The organism is Spirosoma areae (genome assembly GCF_054781775.1).
The window spans coordinates 1-17,765 of sequence record NZ_BAAGTT010000001.1 but is presented as its reverse complement, the minus strand read 5'-3'; the positions used below and the strand labels follow the sequence as shown (position 1 = coordinate 17,765).

General features: G+C 53.0%; 12 protein-coding genes. 7 read left to right on the top strand and 5 right to left on the bottom strand.

Going from position 1 to position 17,765, the window contains the following annotated elements:
• The first annotated feature begins 529 nt into the window (after window positions 1–529).
• Complete coding sequence (locus ACYVI1_RS00060) at window positions 530–1,297, top strand: DUF3471 domain-containing protein (RefSeq protein WP_460905232.1); 768 nt, start codon at window positions 530–532, stop codon at window positions 1,295–1,297.
• A gap of 539 nt (window positions 1,298–1,836) precedes the next feature.
• Entirely contained in the window at window positions 1,837–4,809 is a 2,973-nt protein-coding gene (locus ACYVI1_RS00055; RefSeq protein ID WP_460905230.1) for a hybrid sensor histidine kinase/response regulator transcription factor, read from the top strand.
• A gap of 518 nt (window positions 4,810–5,327) precedes the next feature.
• On the opposite strand, the gene ACYVI1_RS00050 is transcribed toward ACYVI1_RS00055, so the two are convergent.
• Window positions 5,328–5,822, bottom strand: coding sequence for a hypothetical protein (locus ACYVI1_RS00050; protein WP_460905228.1), 495 nt, complete (start codon window positions 5,820–5,822; stop codon window positions 5,328–5,330).
• A 365-nt stretch (window positions 5,823–6,187) separates the two neighbouring features.
• On the opposite strand from ACYVI1_RS00050, the gene ACYVI1_RS00045 reads away from it, so the two are divergent.
• Window positions 6,188–6,955, top strand: coding sequence for a ZIP family metal transporter (locus ACYVI1_RS00045; RefSeq protein WP_460905226.1), 768 nt, complete (start codon window positions 6,188–6,190; stop codon window positions 6,953–6,955).
• Window positions 6,956–7,149: 194 nt separating this feature from the next.
• The gene (locus ACYVI1_RS00040; RefSeq protein ID WP_460905224.1) at window positions 7,150–9,138 is read left to right on the top strand and encodes a tetratricopeptide repeat-containing sensor histidine kinase; all 1,989 of its coding nucleotides are present in this window, start codon (window positions 7,150–7,152) and stop codon (window positions 9,136–9,138) included.
• Between the two features lie 410 nt (window positions 9,139–9,548).
• Here ACYVI1_RS00040 and ACYVI1_RS00035 read toward each other — a convergent pair whose 3' ends face one another.
• The 4 genes from ACYVI1_RS00035 to ACYVI1_RS00020 all read right to left on the bottom strand — a co-directional run bounded on the left by ACYVI1_RS00035 (window position 9,549) and on the right by ACYVI1_RS00020 (window position 14,518).
• Complete coding sequence (locus ACYVI1_RS00035; RefSeq protein WP_460905222.1) at window positions 9,549–9,824, bottom strand: hypothetical protein; 276 nt, start codon at window positions 9,822–9,824, stop codon at window positions 9,549–9,551.
• A 135-nt stretch (window positions 9,825–9,959) separates the two neighbouring features.
• Entirely contained in the window at window positions 9,960–11,123 is a 1,164-nt protein-coding gene (locus tag ACYVI1_RS00030; RefSeq protein WP_460905220.1) for a response regulator, read from the bottom strand.
• A complete protein-coding gene (locus tag ACYVI1_RS00025; protein ID WP_460905218.1) occupies window positions 11,120–13,927 on the bottom strand; it encodes a PAS domain-containing sensor histidine kinase in 2,808 nt (935 codons plus the stop codon). Before ACYVI1_RS00025 ends, ACYVI1_RS00030 begins: the two co-directional genes overlap by 4 nt.
• 165 nt (window positions 13,928–14,092) lie before the next feature.
• On the bottom strand, window positions 14,093–14,518 hold the full coding sequence (locus ACYVI1_RS00020; protein WP_460905216.1) for a response regulator: 426 nt from the start codon (window positions 14,516–14,518) through the stop codon (window positions 14,093–14,095).
• A 265-nt stretch (window positions 14,519–14,783) separates the two neighbouring features.
• On the opposite strand from ACYVI1_RS00020, the gene ACYVI1_RS00015 reads away from it, so the two are divergent.
• The 3 genes from ACYVI1_RS00015 to ACYVI1_RS00005 form a co-directional block, all read left to right on the top strand.
• The gene (locus ACYVI1_RS00015) at window positions 14,784–15,140 is read left to right on the top strand and encodes a hypothetical protein (RefSeq protein WP_460905214.1); all 357 of its coding nucleotides are present in this window, start codon (window positions 14,784–14,786) and stop codon (window positions 15,138–15,140) included.
• A gap of 865 nt (window positions 15,141–16,005) precedes the next feature.
• Window positions 16,006–17,262 (top strand): lactonase family protein, encoded by a 1,257-nt coding sequence (locus ACYVI1_RS00010; protein WP_460905212.1) that lies wholly within the window; start codon window positions 16,006–16,008, stop codon window positions 17,260–17,262.
• Window positions 17,263–17,585: 323 nt separating this feature from the next.
• A partial coding sequence (locus ACYVI1_RS00005) for a hypothetical protein (RefSeq protein ID WP_460905210.1) occupies window positions 17,586–17,765 on the top strand: 180 nt, incomplete at its 3' end.

Genomic DNA, 17,765 nt, shown 5'->3' with positions numbered 1-17,765 from the left:
CCTTTTAATTGAACGAAAACAGCCATTCAGGGGGTTAAGACAGCATCCCCGCCGGTTGACCACCTACCTTTACGCTCAACCGTTCGACGGCCCCCGCCCAGTCCCACTGCTGGCTACTGACCTCCTAGCCCCGCAGGTATTGACCGGCTGCCTGCTCCACGTACCCGAGGCATCCACCACGGCGTACACTGTCTTAGCCTGATATAGTCAGGTGATCGTTTTTATAGTCAGCAGGCAGCTTCCGTAGGCCCTCATTCATTCGCCTGTCCCTAAACCGCTCATTATTGGCCGCAAAACGAGGGTCCGTTAGAAGTCAAATACCCAATTTTGGCTTATGGATAGGTAGGTCGCTCCCGCCTAATCCGAGTTGCCTTTCTCAAACCCTTCACCCTGATAACCAATGGCCATTCAATCGACCCAACGCACATATCAATTGTGGAACAGCGGCGCCAAAACCAAGCTCCTAAGCGACGAGCAAACAAGAATTAGGTCAAGGTATATTCTTCAACTTCTAACTCCTTTTAATCCCATGAAAACTTTACTCATCTTCACCTTACTCAGTTGGATCGTATTTTCCCCAGCCTTACAGGCTCAGCCTTCATCGACGGCTACCAAAATAACCCCTAGCAGGACCGAAGAGGAAATCCGAGCCTTCCTGACCGAATTAAAAGCGATCAGAGCCGATAAAAAGGCATTAGCCCGTTTTGCGGATCGCACCTTGGCTGATCCGTTCATCTCCACCGATGAGAGCGGCAGCCGTATCCAGACCAAAGCCCAGATGCTGACTAATATCCAGACGATGTCGGACGCAGTCAACGAAACTTGGGACCTTGATTCCCTGCGGGTGGTTGACTACGGAAATACGGCGGTTGCTATCTACTTACGTACCTCGGTAAGCGATTTCAATGGGCAAAAATTGACCAGAAAAGACCGAGAGACCGACATGTTTGTGAAGCGCAATGGACGCTGGCAACATGTGGCGGGTCACAGTTCAGGCATTGCCGCCGATCGTCCGGTGGGAAAGGTCGACCCGAAGCTATTCGATGCCTATACCGGGCAGTATGAGGCCGCGCCGAATTTAGTGTTGACCGTTACGCGGGAGGGGGACAAATTGATGGGGCAATGGCCCAGCACATCCATGCCCAAAGTTGAACTCTTGCCGCAAAACGAAACCACGTTCTTTACTAAAGTCCTCCCCGGCTCAATTGTATTCGTGAAGGGGGAGACCAACCAAGCCAGCCATTTCATCTACCGACAGGCTAACGGAGAAGAACTGAAAGGCAAAAAGGTGCCGTAGTTCACTTCCTTATTCTCTAACCCATATGCCCTCAAAAATGCCTGTTTACCACTCGGCTTGGGCTAACTTAGGGCCTGCAGCCAACGTTCGGGGGCGGCACAAAAGCGTGGAAACGGATCGGGATTCTCTGAGATCGGGATGGTCTGGCAACCGTTGTCTCCGAAAAAGCGCCGATCCGTCTTGCTAAACCGCAGGCCGTACTAAAGTTTTTAGAAAAACACCCAGAGGCAGGTAGGAGCGAGGTCCGCTAAGGGCGTGTTTGAGACGGATCAACAATTTGCTTTAGCCGACCGGAAAAGTCGTACCCTGTTAATGGAGTGTACGGCTTTTCCCTATTGCATCGAGCACTTAATGAGGTAAATTTAAAAAACCACAGTCTGCCAGCGGATACATTCTGAGTAGGTTTGATGGTCAAAACCTACTAAAATGGGCTTTAGGTGTCCGTCCGCTCCAATTTCTAGGAGGAGTACCCTGGTCCTGGAAAGCCGGCGCCATCGGGTTCGTGGTTCAGTTACCTATTAACTAATCAATTTCTGCCGATGAGAAGCCTATTTACGGTTCTGCTTTTCGGGTTGAGTCTACCCCATACGCTGGCTCAGGACACTACCCTCGTCTTATCGACCCGTATGTTTGACCAGTACCACCTAATCAACCTGTCTACCTTAAAAGGGTGGGTTTATCGACCCGGACATAACCCCACCTGGGCTAACCCGACGCTGAATACGGCTGGCTGGCTCAACAAAACACCGGCTGAGTTATCGGCTAAGGATGCGAACCCGGCTGGCAAAGCAGAAGGGTGGTTCCGATCAAGAATACGGTTGGATTCTACGTTTACAGGCCTACCCGTTGGCCTGGCAAACATCACCTGGGCGGCCATCGACGTATATGTAAATGGGCAATGGTTAATCTCCTTTGGCCGAACGGGGACGAATGAGAAACCCTATGCCGAATTCAAGCCGTACTGGAAGCCCCCTCTGGGGGTCCGGTTAACGCCCGGACCGGATTATCTGATCGCCTTGCATGTGGTCGATTATGTATCTCCGTATCCTCGTTTTCCGGGCAAAAGGCTCGAGTCAGAACTGCTTGGCGGTCCTGGGCAAAATAAACGAGGGATTGGACTAACCGGCCCACAGTTTGCCTCCGAAATGCTGAGCAATATGAAGCTGGCAACGGCCTACATAACGCTCTGGGCATCGGTATCTGTTTTTATTGCCTTATTTTTCTGGCTGCTCTCCGCTCAAAAACTGTATGAAAAAAACATCATCAGACTGCTGGCTATTTCGGAAACTTTTTTTGCCCTTGCCAATCTATTCCGTTTTAGTTTCTTAACAGATCCCTCCTTTCGCGTTGACTATATAAATGCCGGTATCGGTACCATCTGCCTGTGGCTATTCGTTGGCTTAACTAGCGTTGTTTATCTGCGGATATTTGGCTATCTCACCGAGCGCCAGGGGGTTGGAATAGCCGTGCTCGCTTCGTTAGCGGTCACCATACTTGCTCTCTATATGGGGGACAGTCGGCTTGGCTCCAGTGTCATTATTTTTCAGCCACTGGTTTTTAGTTTTGTTGTCATTTCTTCGTGGAAACGGCTGAGAGGGGCCCAATGGGCCATTGTCGTGGGGGTTGGTTTAGCTATTTTACTGGGTACGATCAATGCCATTTTAGAATTTACTCAAACCGCCTATAATTTTGAACTTCTTTATACGGGGATCAGTCTTTCGATTCCCTTGTCATTGCTGGTTTACGTTGCCCTGCGATTCAACGAGATTTTAGCCGAGGTGCAACAAAAAGCGGGTGCCGTGGTGCAGGTTACCGAAGAGAAGCGAGACCTGTTAGCCACTCAGAATGAGCGCCTGGAACAGCAGGTCGAAGCCCGAACCGCCGAACTGCGCCAGCAGGCACAGGCACTGCGTACCGCTCAGGATCAACTCAGGATCGTTGGCCAGCAAAAAGAGCGTTTCTTTAATAACATCGCCCACGAGTTCCGTACGCCCCTTTCGCTGATTCTGGCTCCGGTCGAAAAAATGTTGGCTGATGCTGAACTACCCAACCGGATGGCGTTACTGCTGGGGGTAGTGAATCGCAACGCCCGGCAGTTACTCTCGCTCATCAACCAGTTGCTGGACCTCTCCAAATTAGACGCCGGGCAGATGAAAGTCTCGGCAACGCCCGCTCACTTATTTTCCTTTCTCAACGAGCTGGTTAACCACTTCCGCCCTCAGGCCGATGCGAAAGGCGTGTCGCTCAATACACACCCGGAGAAGACATACCAAGAGAAGGCCTATGAATGGGTACTTATCGACACGGATAAATGGACCAAGATCATGACTAACCTGCTCGCTAATGCCCTTAAATATACGCCCTCCGGCGGTCAGGTGAGCATTCAGTGGCGGGTTGCCAACGGACAAGCCTGCCTGAGCGTCACGGACACGGGCATCGGCATTGAGGCTGATAAACTACCCCGCATTTTCGACCGGTTCTACCAGGCCGACGATTCTCCTACGCGTCTGCACGAAGGCACCGGTATTGGCCTGTCCTTAGTCCAGGAACTCACGGATCTGTTGACCGGTACGATATCGGTAGCGAGTGAAGTAGGCCAGGGGACAATCGTGCGGTTAAGTCTGCCCGTTCAATCGGCCGATCCTGAGCCAATCAATTCCCAGGCCTGGGCCGTGGCGACTTCAGAACCGGGAGCGGACCACCAGCATGGGCTGGCCCCGTTTCCTGAGGAAGAGGCAACTGACAGCAAACCGCTGGTGGTGGTAGTGGAAGACAATGCTGAACTGCGCGAGTTCATCCGTCAGGAATTAACTTCGGACTACCGGGTCCTGACGGCTATCAATGGACTGGAAGCCTGGGAAGTGGTCCGCCTGGAACTACCCGATCTGGTCGTCAGCGACGTAATGATGCCCCTAATGGATGGGATAGAATTAGCCCAACGGATTAAGACCGATCCGCTGACTAACCACATCGCCGTGGTATTGCTCACCGCCCGTACGGCCCACCAGAGCCGGTTAGAGGGACTGGAGCAGGGAGCCGACGACTATTTAACTAAACCCTTCCATACGAACGAATTGCAACTCCGATTACGTAACCTGCTAACACGTCGACAACGGCTGCAAGCTTACTTCCAGCGTCAGTTGGCCGGGGCAGGCAACGGTAGCGCCGCAGAGACCGAGGGGGCTACTTCTGGCCTTCCCAATCCGTTTCTGGAAACGCTTTATGACCGTATCGAAGCCCACTTGGACGATAGCGCTTTTAGTGTGGACCAGTTAGCCAGGGAGGTAGGCATGAGCCGCCGGACACTTCACCGCAAACTAACCGCCCTGACCGACCTCTCTCCCCAGGATTTTGTGTTCCGCTACCGGTTGCGCCGGGCCACCGACCTCTTGCGAGCGGGCCGTAACGTTTCAGAAACGGCTTATTTAGTGGGGTATGAGAGTGTCTCCCACTTTTCGGCCATGTTCAAGTCCTTCTACCACCAGGTACCTTCGGCGTTTGTCAAACAGTAACATAATGTTCCTAACTTACCCGTCTTCAACAGTAAGTAGTATGAGACTTCTTTCTCTTAGCTGGGCAATAGACAAAAACGAACCGGTGAAGAGTTCTAGTTGCAATCTGGTCCGGCCTGGATGGCCGCGTCCCGGCGTGGAACCGCACGGGGCCCCGCTTTGGTAGTTGCAACCACTTATGAGGTTACCCCTCAACTTCCGGTGTCCACGACCTTAGACTAGGTAGCCCAGTTACTGGTTGAGAGACAACGTCGCTTGGTGAACGGTGGCCTACTAAATTCGGTGGATGAGGTAATCCTGGGGGCGGTGCTAGGTAAGGCCATCGGTATCATGCGTCATGTCTTGTCCTGATTTTATTCGGACGTTTTCTTGGACGATTTTTGCAATCTTTAATAATAATATAAGTGGCTAAATTTCAAATACATAGAGTTAAAATTGATAAATTAAATGACCGTTTAGCTGGACGATTTTTGAGTAGGAGCGGAGTATCGTTTGGCTAGATCCGTTTTTAACAACTGTCAACGATAACCCGTAGCAAACGACCCAAGCCGTAACGCCTTCAAGGATGCATAACTAAGCCCACCACTGAGGCTCGGAATGATGGTTACTTGTAAGAGCTTCACCTCAGCTAAGTCAACCTGATAATCCTCTACCTCTCGGATTGTGCCGGGGGGACTAAAGGTATACTGCTGACGGACAATGTGGCTCAACGGGCTACCAGCCTCTGTACTCCAATCCAGCGTAAATTCCTGGGTTCGGCTGGCTTGGGTTTCCTCAAAAAGCAGATAGATACGCCTCAGCGTAAGGGGTTGATCAAACACCAACCGAATCACCTGCTTGCCCGCATGTGCCGCCCGCCAGCCCCAAGCGGTCCCTAGTGAGAGAGCCGACTCGATGGGGTAAGCCCCGCTCTCAGAACTAAGTTCAACCCTGGCCAACTGCTCTATGTTCAGCCAGGAAGCGGCAGAGGGCAAGGGTATTTCGGGTCCGAAAGGGATGATACGCTTTTGCATTAGCTTCCACAGTACGAGATTATATCCAGACAGCCCCTTACACATTCGTTGCTTTCCCGGAGTACACTGGGTCTCTTACGCTGATTTGGCTGCACAGCGTATTGGCCACTAAGGTAGAAAAGCCTTGACGTAATGGCTAGGTAAAGGTAGCAGGCCCGGTTGAGGTAGACACCTTTTGACTGGACAATTTATCACCTTATCAGTAGCCAAAGAGAGTATGAACCCTGAGTAATCGGGCTTTGTCAAACTAGGTCCGTGTACTATCCAATCGTCAGTAACCTGATTCGTTGACCGAGTCGGCCCCTAAGCAGGTATCAATTTTAAGCCAAACCGAATCATTCAGCCCCACCCAAAACCCAGCGCCTATGTTGCCACAGATGCCCGTATGGGCGCAGGCCGGCCTTTGGGGGTTGGTCTCAGGCAGCGCCTTACTCCTTGGCGCCCTTTTGGGCTACTTCCTGAGCGTGCCCCAACAACTTATTGCGGGCGTGATGGCCTTCGGCAGTGGCGTCCTGTTTTCAGCCCTGTCGTTTGAGCTCATGGATGAGGCTTACCGGACAGGTGGATTTATGGCCACCGGAAGTGGGTTTCTGGCTGGGGCCCTACTGTATTCAGGCGCTAATTACTTCCTATCCCATCGGGGCGCTAAACACCGTAAACGGTCGGGGGAAGAGCACCCCAAAGAGGCAGATAAACCGGGTAGCGGCATGGCTATCGCCGTGGGGGCCTTATTGGATGGTATTCCCGAATCGATTGTGATCGGGTTAAGTCTGCTGGGTGGAAAAGGGGTCAGTATGGTGGCCGTCATTGCGGTATTTCTGTCGAATATCCCCGAGGGCTTATCCAGCGCGGCAGGCATGAAAAAAGCGGGTCGATCCATGGGGTATGTAATGGGGGTATGGCTTGGCATTGCCCTGATCTCGGGCCTGGCGGCCCTACTGGGTTACAGCCTATTTCAGAATTATTCCAACTCCGTCATTGCCGCTACCACCGCCCTGGCAGCGGGAGCCATCCTGGCCATGCTGGTCGATACGATGATCCCCGAAGCCTTCAGCGAAACGCGCGAGTTTGCGGGTCTACTGACGGTGATAGGCTTTTTAGTGGCGTTTGTGCTCTCCAAGTGGGACGGGTAGTTTGAGCCCGATTCGTTCGTCGGCCACCGTAGGTAGCCGCTTTAGTTGAGCCCAAATTGATTGTTTGCCAAACGAGTCTTGTCCTCCACCAAAAAGTCGGCCAACTCATGAAGCCATTAGTTCTACCTTGCTTATTTTTCATTTGTAGCAGTCTGCCGTTACGGTTAGGGGCACAAAACCCAAAGACCGTCCAGTTGAAACAGGCCCTGGCTCAGGTTACAACAGATACAAACCGGATTTTGCTCATGGCTGATGTCAGTGCATCGTATCGTTACTCGCGCCCCGATTCGGCCATGTGGTATGCCCGGCAGGGTGAAACGCTAGCCCGGCGCATCCGATACGCCAAAGGAGAAGGACGATGCCTGACCCAACTCGGTTTTATCCTCGCTGAAAAAGGGGATTTGGCCAGTTCGTTAAGCCAGTTATTGCACGCCCAGGACCTGGGCGAACTGGCCCACGACCAGATGGGGCTGGCACGGAGTCTCCAGAGCATTGGTTACCTATACGTCAGTTTAGTTGAGTACAACAAAGCCAAAGCCTACCTCATTCAGGCCAAAACCTTATATAACCAAACCCGTACCCTAAACTCTGATGCTATTTTAGTGCTGGCTAGCCTAGGCTATGCGTATCGGTATCAGAATCAACTCGATTCGGCCCGCTATTATCAGCGGGTAGCCTACCAACTGGCCACGCGTCTGGCTGCGCTGGGCCAAAGTGCCTGGGGCGATCCGCTGCCGTTTGTTCTGCTTGAGATGGGCGCTATTGATAGTAAAGCCGGACATCGCGAGCGAGCGATTCAGTATCTCCATCGAGCAAAGACGGCTGCCATAGCCGACAATAACCGACAGGTTTATACGCGCACCTGTAATTTGCTGTCAACCATTTTTCGGCAACAGAACCAGCCGGATTCCGCCATTTATTACGCCCATCAAGCCTTAACGGTTGCTCGCCAAATGAACTTGAGCGTTGGGGTACTGATAAATAGTCAACTACTGGCCCAACTTTATAAAGCTGGCCAGCAGACTGATAGTGCACTCAAATATACCGAACTGAGGCTGGTTGCCAATGACAGTTTGTATAATCAAGAACGCATTAGACAATTAGAGTCAGTTAATTTTGCCGAGCAGATACGCCGACGCAGAATTGAGGCAGGGCAGGCTCGTTTTGAAAGCCAGGTTCGACAGGTTGCCCTCCTGAGTGGACTGGCCGTATTGCTGATAATAGCGCTGATTTTGTGGCGTACCAATCGACGACAGCGTCAGGCGAATGCGCTGTTAAGTGCCTTAAATAAGCAAGTTGGTCAGCAGAAAAAAGAAATAACCCACCAGCGCGACGACCTGAGTAAAACCCTCGCTGACCTCCGCACAACCCAAACCCAGCTTATTCAGGCCGAGAAGATGGCTTCGTTGGGTGCGCTAACGGCGGGTATAGCCCACGAGATTCAGAACCCGCTGAACTTCGTCAACAACTTCTCGGAAGTAAGTGCAGAGTTGGTTGGGGAACTACGCGAGGAAGAAACCAGACCCCAACCAGACACTAAACTCATTGGGGAACTCTTAGACGATCTCACCCAAAACCTGCACAAGATCATCCATCACGGCGGCAGAGCTTCGGCCATCGTTAAGGGGATGCTCGAACACTCCCGCACCGGCACGGGCGAGAAACAACCCACCAATCTGAACGCCTTAACCGATGAATACCTTAAGATTGCCTATCACGGATGGCGGGCCAAAGATAAAGCCGATTCGGCGGGCCGATTTAACTGCGAGCTGAAAACTGATTTTGGACCTGACTTAGGTCCCGTCGAGGTGTTCCCTCAAGAGTTGGGAAGGGTGCTCTTGAATCTGTTTAACAACGCCTTTTACGCGGTGCAGCAAAAACAGAACCTAGGGCTGGCTGACTATCAGCCCCGGATTTCCATTCACACTCGTCAGCTCACGGGGCATGTCCAAATTCGGGTAAGCGACAACGGTACGGGCATCGCTAACTCGGTGAAAGCCAAGATCTTTCAGCCCTTCTTTACCACCAAGCCCACGGGTGAAGGCACCGGCTTAGGCTTATCGCTCTCGTATGATATCGTGACAAAGGGGCATCAAGGCTCGTTGCTAGTCCAAAGCCAGGAAGGGGAAGGAACGGAGTTCATTATTCAATTACCCACCGCAAGCGTAAATTCGTCCGCTTAGAGGCCCACAGCTAGTTTAGCTGGCTAAAGGGCGGCCCTTCACAGCCCGAGTAGCGCCAGCGCCCCTATGTAACCTCCCTGGTAAAGGCCTTTAGCGGAGGCTACAAAAATCGTTGATCTCAATACCCGCATCGCTCGGCTCAACAACCCTAACAGGTTAACGATCTGTCCCTTCCAGGCTCGCTTTCAGTTATTGACCCTGCCTCCCTTTGGGGCGGGCGTACGTACAAACGTGTAAAATGAGGAGGGGGAGAGCGAGTTTAAAGAGCAGTATCCTCTTTTTTCGGACGCAGCCAGGCGGGGAAATTCCGATGGTGTCAGCACGGTCCGCCGTTGCGGGGGAACCACGCACCACTGTCGATGTGGATGCACGGTAGCTCCGATTGGTGGTTGCAATCGAAATAGCGGTGTTCATGATCGGCCAAAAACAGATGTTAACGTACCAAGGGGCAGACCTTCGGCATACGCCAAACTCAACAGGAAGGTGAGTAGCTGATGCTCACCGACAACCTGCCGGTGGGGGTGAGGCCAGGCTTTCATAAAGGTCCTGACCAGGATGGTTTTAGACGCCGATGCCCCTAAATCAGCTGTTAAAATAAGCCCCCACAGTTTAGGCGCATACTGATCATAGAACAGAACAAAGCCCGGCACGTCCTTAACATCCGGTTTGGTGGAGTCAGCGATCATTGGTCCGTTGAGAAGTTACAGCAAAGGTCACTCAACCAACTCGTTTCAACAATGATCGTTTGTCCAACGGAGAATGATACATGTTAGTGGTTGGCCTGATCTTTATCAGCTTCGAAGCTGATAAAGATCAAGCTGTCAGCGCTTCAGGCGGGTCAGTTTGTCGATGTCGAGCAGGGTAATCTGGCTGGCATTGATCTCAATCAGCCCTTCGGCCCGCAAATCACCCAGAATACGAATGACCGTTTCGGTGGAGGCTCCTACTAAGTGCGACCAGTTCTCGCGCGACAGGGTCATCGCTAGTGAGGTGTTAAGGGCCGGATCGCCGGAGGTGCGGCTATCCGAGGTACGGCCTTCCGACCTCGAAGCGTCGGCTTCCCCCGGTACGGTAACGGCGGAGTATTTAGAATCCGGCAGTAACGGATAGAATTTTCGCTGATACATCAGCAGCGCTTCGGCCACCCGTTTACGCACCGAATGATACGCCAATTGCAGCAGTCGTTCCTGATGTTCGGCGACGTCGCCCGCCAGCATCCGGATGAATTGGTTAGCCACCCCCTGATGGTTGTAAATGAGACTCATAAAGTCGGCCTGGGGAATGGTGCAGACCAGCGCATCGGCCAGCAGTTCAGCCGTTTCGGTGTAGGGCACTTCTTCCAGCAGTGCCGTATAGCCGACAAAGTCGCCAGGGCCAACCAGACCCGTGATATACTCGTTGCCAGCAGCGTCTATTTTGGAAAGTTTGCCTTTGCCCCTGTTGATAAAATACAAGGCGGTCGGCCAACTACCCGCTGTAAACAGCCGGTGCTTCCGGTTATAGGGCGTTGTTGGATACTGATCGCCGAGCGACTGGCGGGCATCGGTCTCCTCCAGAATGGCCCGCGTCAGATTGCTTAAGCCAATAGAGGTCGCGGCTGGGTCGGTCGGTGGGCCCGCGCCTTTACGGAGTCGTAACTCCACCGCACCCAGCAGGGTAAGGTCGTCGAACGGCTTCGTAATGTAGTCGTCCGCGCCCAGGTTCATCCCCACCCGAAAATCAGTCGCGTCCGCTTTGGCCGTCAGAAAAATAAACGGCACATCGGCTAAGGTGGGATCTTTCCGAAGGATGTGTAAGACACCGAAGCCATCCAGTTCGGGCATCGTGATGTCACACAGAATCAGGTCCGGGCGGGCTTGCCGGGCCCGTTCGATTCCCTCTTTGCCGTTGGCTGCCTGCACGACCTGGTAGGGGGCCAACTCGAGAATTTCGGCTATGTTCTCCCGCATCGCCGGGGTGTCTTCGATGACCAGAATGGTTTTCATGTGGACGGTGGGGATACAGGGAGTTGAATGGTGAAGACCGTGCCCGAATCGAGCTGACTGGTAAAGGTAACCAGTCCGCCCAGCAGATCGACGTAGCGTTTAACCACGTACAGGCCCAGGCCCGTGCCCGCGACGTGATTGACATTGCGGGCCCTGAAAAAATTGATAAACAGCTTGTCTTTGTCCGCATCGGGAATGCCGATGCCCTCGTCCCGGACGGTAAGCCAGAGTTGATTGTCCAGAACAGTCGTCGTCAGTTCGATTTCTTTGCCATCGGCCGAGTATTTACTGGCGTTGACCAGCAGATTGATCAGGATGTTTTTAAGCATTTGGCCGTCGAGCGAAATAGCCGGTTCACCCGACCGGTGGGTATAGACGACACGCTGACGGGGCTTGATTAAGGCCTGCATATCGTCGATGATTTCCTGGCAGAAGGTAATGATATTGAGCGGATGCGGGCGACCATGCAGGGTGGACTGTTCCATCTGGCTGAGTGAGAGAAAATCATTCAGCAGTCCCGTCAGCCCATGCACCGCCGATTTGATGCGCTGCACGTGCCGCTCCCGCTTTTCGCCATCGTCCGGGCCGTCATACCGCCCGATCAGGGACGCCGAGGAGAGAATGGTGCCCATCGGGGTGCGGAACTCGTGGGAAGCCAGCGTGACGAAATTGGACTTGAGTTCGTTGAGTTCGCGCTCCCGAACCAGGAGCTGCTCAGTCTGCTGGCGGGCCAGCACCTGTTCGGTTACGTCCGTTCCCACCACGACGACACCGGTGATGGAGCCGTCTGAGTGGTCGCGCAGCGGTTCGTACACGAAGTTGACGTAAACGGTTTTGGCCTGCCCGTCGCGCAGAAAGGGCACGGGTAGTTCGTTGCCCACAAACGGCATCCCGGTTTGTAGCACGCCGGTCAGTAATTCCTCAAACCCCTGCCCGGCGGTTTCGGTCAGCACGGCGAAGACCGGGTGGCCCAGGAGTTGGGCCTCGGTGCGATTCCAGACGGTACAGATGCCCGGATTGGCCAGTTCGACCACGAAGCTGGGGCCGCGCAGAATAGCGATGGCCACCGGAGCCTGAGCAAACAGGCTCCGTAGCCTGACTTCGCTGGCTTCGATCAGCTGGCGGACTTCCCGGGCTCGGGTGACATCGGTGGCAACGACCATGGTGCGCTCGATGCTGCCGTCCGCGTTCCGCAGGGCATCATAGACAAAGTCGAAATAGACCGTCTCCAACTGGCCATGGCGCTCCAGAGTGACGGGCAACTCGTGACCCTCGAAGGGAATCCCGGTTTTATAGACGCCCTGTAGCAGTTCTTCAAACCCCTGCCCGGTGGCTTCAGGCAAAGCCGTAAAGAGCGGTTTACCCATCACCTGCTGATGGGTGCGGCCCCAGAGCTGGCAGATGGTCGGGTTGGCTAATTCGACAATGAATTCGTGGCCACGAAAGATACCTATCCCTAAGGGCGTTTGCTGAATGATGGCGTTTAGCAGCCGCTCATTAGCTTCTACCCGTTGGCGCGTCCGCACGGCCTGGGTGATGTCGGTGGCGATGACGACGACCCCCGTGATGGATTGGTCGGCTTCGTAGCGAGGCTGAAAAACAAAGTCAACGTAAATCGTTTCAGGCTGGCCGTTACGCATCAATTCTGACCCAGTCTCCCGGCTAATGTAAGGAACACCCGTTGCCAGGACCTCTGCTAACAGGTCCTCAATGCCTTGTCCAGCTACTTCTGGCAGGGCTTCCAGCAGGGGTTTGCCCACAAGCTGGTCAGCCGACCGGTCAGTCAGTTCGCAGTAGAATGGATTGACTACTTCATACACAAATGCTGGCCCCGGTCCCATGATAGCCACCGCCACGGGGGCCTGTTCAAAGAGCGTTTGCAATCGGCTGGCGTTTTCCGCCATGAGTTGCCGGGCTTCCCTCGCTTTTGTCACCTCCGTAGCCACCACCATGATGCGGTCAACGCGCCCGTCCGGACTGCGTAGCGGTTCATAGACAAAATCGAAGTAGACCGTCTCCAGCCGCCCGTTGCGATAGAGCCGCGCGGACTGATCGTTACCCCGGATAGCAATCCCGGTCTGGCGCACGCTGGCCAGCATGGCTTCAAACCCCTGCCCCCTCGATTCGGGGGATGCGGTAAACAGCGGGTACCCCAGGAGTTCACCGGGGGGGTGATTCCAGAGTTGGCACAGGGTTGGGTTGGCCCGTTCGATGATGTAATCAGGCCCATAAAAAATGCCGATGCCTAAGGGCGTTTGCTGAATCATGGCATCCAATACCCGCTCGTTGGTTGCTTCCTGTTCCCGTTGCTGCTCGGCCAGCCTCGTGTCAGTCGTTTCCGTAACGACGCAGAAGACACCCCCAATGCCGTTTGATTCATCGTAGATCGGGCTGTGGGAATAACTAAAGCAGGCTGCTTCCGGCTGGCCGTGGCGATTGACCAGCAGAAACTGATTTTCCGACCAGTCGGCTTCCCCCCGCGTGCGTACCCCTTCGAGCTTCGGACCCAGGGTATCCCAGATTTCAGGCCATATATCCCGGCCGGTACTGCCCAACGCGTGGGGATGCTTATCGCCCAGTAGTAGCCGGTAGGCATCGTTGTAAAGCATGATCAGGTCGGGTCCCCACCAGATCAGGATGGGGAGATGGGCGTTGAGGCACGTACTGACGATGGTCCGCAGGCTCTGGGGCCACTGGTTGGGTGGCCCAAGGGCGGTTTGCGACCAGTCTTTGGCACGTATGCGTTCGCCCAGTTCACCGCCCCCCGCCAGAAAAGGGGGCGGTGCTGCTTTGTTTACCCCCATAGTAGGTTAGTACTCAGAATAGGTTTTGTACAGGTTCATCGTATTACATGGGTTCTTATTGGTTGTCTGTCATTACCCTAAGTAAACATACATAAAGCACCGCTCAGTCCATTACTAATGACTGAGCGGTGCTGTTGCTGATCGGTCTGGGTGGCAATGGACGGCTTAATCGGCTGCCACGCCTAACAAACAGCCGCTAATCGACTGGGCAACCTGAACCAGGTCGGCATAAGAGGCCGGTTTTTTCAGGTACTTACTAGCCCCGTTTTGGTACGCCGTAGCCATTTGTGCCGGTTCGGCGGACGTAGAGAACATGACGGCCGGAATGTGTCGAAGCAACGGATTCGTTTTGATGGCACTTAGGGTCTCCAGTCCATTCATTTTGGGCATGTTCACATCGAGCAGGATCAGGTGCACGGGCTGGGGGGCTGGCTCCTGGCTCCAGATGTCCAGCATGGTCAGCAGATCGCTCCCGTCCTCGGCTTCGACAATGGTCACCGAGGGATAAACTTCCTGGAGCGACTGGCGCATAAAGTAGCGGTCATCGGCGTCATCATCAGCCATGTAAATAACGGTTTTCGCATAGTTCATCGGGTAAGTGCTTATTACGTGAGCATTAACAGGCCAAATATGAGGAGGAATGGATGGTGGGCCTATGACGGTTGATAGGTATGGATATGATTGTTTACCGACTGAACGTGCGTACGGTTTGGGCGCATCGTAGTTGGGACGGCACGGGTAACGATCATGTGGCCGGGTGATGAATGTCATAGCTAATCCGGACCAATGGCTGTAGGTTTGCTTCGGTAGTCTTCCTGCCTTTACGTGTAAATTCAAGTAGGTAAACGTCAGGCCAATGGTTCAGATACAAACAGTAGTTGGCTTTTTTGATACCATAACGGAAGCGCAGCAGGCCGTCCAACTCCTGCTGGCGAAGGGGTTCACCGCTGAAAACGTTGCCCTATCGACCCCAACTGCCCTGAACTCGACGACTACCGGTGACAGCCTCCCCCCGTCTATCAAGGCCGACGACAGCAGTGGTCGATTCTTCTCATCCCTCTTTGGTAGCCGAGCTGACAGTCAATCCCCCAGCGCTAACCTGGTAACGGTGCAGGCACTGTCAGCCACCCAAGCGAAGCAAGTGGCCGACCTGCTTGACTCGGCCGGGGCCGGAGACGTAGCTGTGGATGAACCTGCGGACCCGAACCGTTAAGGTGGCCTAGTTGGATGAGCTTCATCAGGCAACCGTTGCAATCTATGTTACGGCTGGAGTAACCAGCCGCTAGCACCGTCAGCTTGATTAATTTACACCAGTAACTGGAAATAAGCGGATGGATGCTTCCATCACTGGATAAGATTGATCAACCCAGGCCAATACCCGTTGCTATTGAGCGTTTCCACGCACCAATAAACGGCTAAATTAACTCATGACTTACCTGCTTTACGGCGAATCATTATCGTGGTTAAGGCCTATCACCACCCAACGGACGACTACTTTGACCCAGCCAGAAATGAGTCCTTAGCTACGTATCTGAAAGCGTATCTATCAATCCAGGATGGATATGTTGGCAACGGCTAAGGATTAGCCAACCAGCAACTTCTGGCACCGATGGCCAGGCTTATGGGTAAAGAACTGCTTAGGGACGCCCATTTAGAAAAGGATTTCCAATCAGTCAGACTCGGTTAGCCTACTCACGGATTGTGAACCCTTTTTTTTGCAACCAGGCACACAGCATCGAAGGGTCTTTCTTCTAGGCGATCTAAGACCCTACTTTCCGCGCTTAAAAACCGCTAACCATCATACGGTACGGTGACGAATGTCATAGTTATAGCTGATGGAAGAACCTACTTTTAGTGCCACAGAAGTCCGCTTGATTGATCTCATAAGCAGTAGCCAGTGCCCAATCGAAGTGTCCTGAACGTAGTCGTTAACAATGGGCAAAGTTCCGACACGCAGACCGGATGCCCTGGTGGTCACCCAAAGTGATATCGGTACCTAAGCTGAATATGTTTCCAGCACCCCGGCCTGGTGCAGTGAAAATTTACTGTCAAACTTGACAACAAAACCACAAAACGTTATGAAACGCACGCTTTTATCTCTTTTCCTTTCCGTTGCTCTTTTCTCCTGCACGGACCATCGCGACCCAACCGGCCGGGCCGACATTCTGTACGTGCAAACCAATAACTTCCAGGCCAATCAAAATGCGGTGCTTGCCTACAGGAATAATGGCAGTGGAAACCTGGAGCCTTTAGCGGGCAGCCCGTTTCTCACCAATGGATCGGGGGTGGGTAATCCTGAGCAATTATTAGGGCCGTTGGATTCGGATTACGAAGTAAGAGTCTCCTCCGATGGGCAGTACCTGTTAGCGGTTAATTCGGGCAGTAATACCATCGCGGTATTCAGCATAAAAGCAACAGGTGCCCTTGAGCATGTGGCCGGATCACCGTTTCCATCGAATGGACAAACACCGGTTGGCATCGATGTGTCGGGTAATTTTGTCTTTGTCCTCAATAAGAGTCAGGACCCCCTGCATCCGACCCCGCAGCTTCCCAACTATGCTACATTTACCATTGATGCGGCTGGCAAGTTAACGCCCGTTGCCGGCGCTAAAGTTGAAACGACGGCGGGCACGTCGCCTTCCAACGTGCTGGTTTCCCGCGATGGCAAATTTATGTTCGGCACGGACTTTCTTGGGTTTATGCTGATGCCCCCGGTTGGTACCTTACGTTCCTTTACCATTAACGGTACGGGTGGTTTAACCGCCGTAGCCGGTACACCGTATGTAGTGCCCGGCATGGACGGAGCCGCCCTGGGTTTATGGCAGCATCCATCCGGCTCCGTGTTGTACGTTGGCAATCCGTTGCAGGGCAAGGTGGGCGTATATGCCATCAATGCGACTACGGGCGCTTTATCACTCCAAACCTCGGTACCCGCCGGAAAAGCGGCTTGCTGGATTCGCACCAATAAAGCAGGCGATCATATGTACGTGCTTAACTCAGGGGATAATACGGTACAGGTCTATAACACATCGAACCCCCTGGCACCCGCATCAATGCAAACATTGGAGCTTAAAAACTCAGGTCCCACTTATCCCGGCCCCGGCGGTGCTCCGTTCAAAACCAGTCAGCCGTTTTCGCTTGTTTTTTCTTCCTCAGAAACCATCTTGTACGTCGTCAATCAGCATACTAATAAAGACTTCAGCATTGGCAATTACAATTACCTTCACACGTTAAAAATTGCGGCTGACGGTAGGGTTACGGAAGATGCTGATCCGCTTCAACTACCTGTGCCCAATACAGTCAGACCCAAAGGATCGGTGATTATAAACCGATGATAACAAAACCGATTGACAAGCCGTACATAGTATGAAGAAACAGGGGCCTGGAGCAATATTGGTGATTTTCGTATTATAGTCATAGTTCTCCCTACAAATGGTCATTCGTAGCGAGAAATCTGCATCTGGAAGCCATTGAAATGATTTCGTCGGTACAGTGTACTGCCATAAAGAATTAATTTTTCAGCACATTAATGCTCACTTACTCCGGCCCCTTAAGCAGGCGAGTATCCACGGGGAAAGGTTCGTTCTCTACTACTTTGACCGCATCAGCAAAACCGGGGTGTAAGGTATGCAACAAATAGTTACGCGAACGGCTCACAATGGCTGAAGGAACTGATACCGTCAGCACATCGGGTTGCTTTAACCAATCTAACAAGATAAATACTGTACGTCGTCAAATGAAAGTGGACAAAAGGGGTGAAAATGGGAAGAGAGAATTCAGTAAATTGTTTCACTCAAATCACCTTGGTTATGTCCAATTCAACCAAAAAAACCGCGTC

Excerpts from the sequence above, each read along its gene's own strand:
- ACYVI1_RS00060 (WP_460905232.1), top strand. The coding sequence starts at position 530 with ATGAAAACTTTACTCATCTTCACCTTACTCAGTTGGATCGTATTTTCC.
- ACYVI1_RS00055 (WP_460905230.1), top strand. The coding sequence starts at position 1,837 with ATGAGAAGCCTATTTACGGTTCTGCTTTTCGGGTTGAGTCTACCCCAT.
- ACYVI1_RS00050 (WP_460905228.1), bottom strand. The coding sequence starts at position 5,822 with ATGCAAAAGCGTATCATCCCTTTCGGACCCGAAATACCCTTGCCCTCT.
- ACYVI1_RS00045 (WP_460905226.1), top strand. The coding sequence starts at position 6,188 with ATGTTGCCACAGATGCCCGTATGGGCGCAGGCCGGCCTTTGGGGGTTG.
- ACYVI1_RS00035 (WP_460905222.1), bottom strand. The coding sequence starts at position 9,824 with ATGATCGCTGACTCCACCAAACCGGATGTTAAGGACGTGCCGGGCTTT.
- ACYVI1_RS00030 (WP_460905220.1), bottom strand. The coding sequence starts at position 11,123 with ATGAAAACCATTCTGGTCATCGAAGACACCCCGGCGATGCGGGAGAAC.
- ACYVI1_RS00025 (WP_460905218.1), bottom strand. The coding sequence starts at position 13,927 with ATGGGGGTAAACAAAGCAGCACCGCCCCCTTTTCTGGCGGGGGGCGGT.
- ACYVI1_RS00020 (WP_460905216.1), bottom strand. The coding sequence starts at position 14,518 with ATGAACTATGCGAAAACCGTTATTTACATGGCTGATGATGACGCCGAT.
- ACYVI1_RS00015 (WP_460905214.1), top strand. The coding sequence starts at position 14,784 with ATGGTTCAGATACAAACAGTAGTTGGCTTTTTTGATACCATAACGGAA.
- ACYVI1_RS00010 (WP_460905212.1), top strand. The coding sequence starts at position 16,006 with ATGAAACGCACGCTTTTATCTCTTTTCCTTTCCGTTGCTCTTTTCTCC.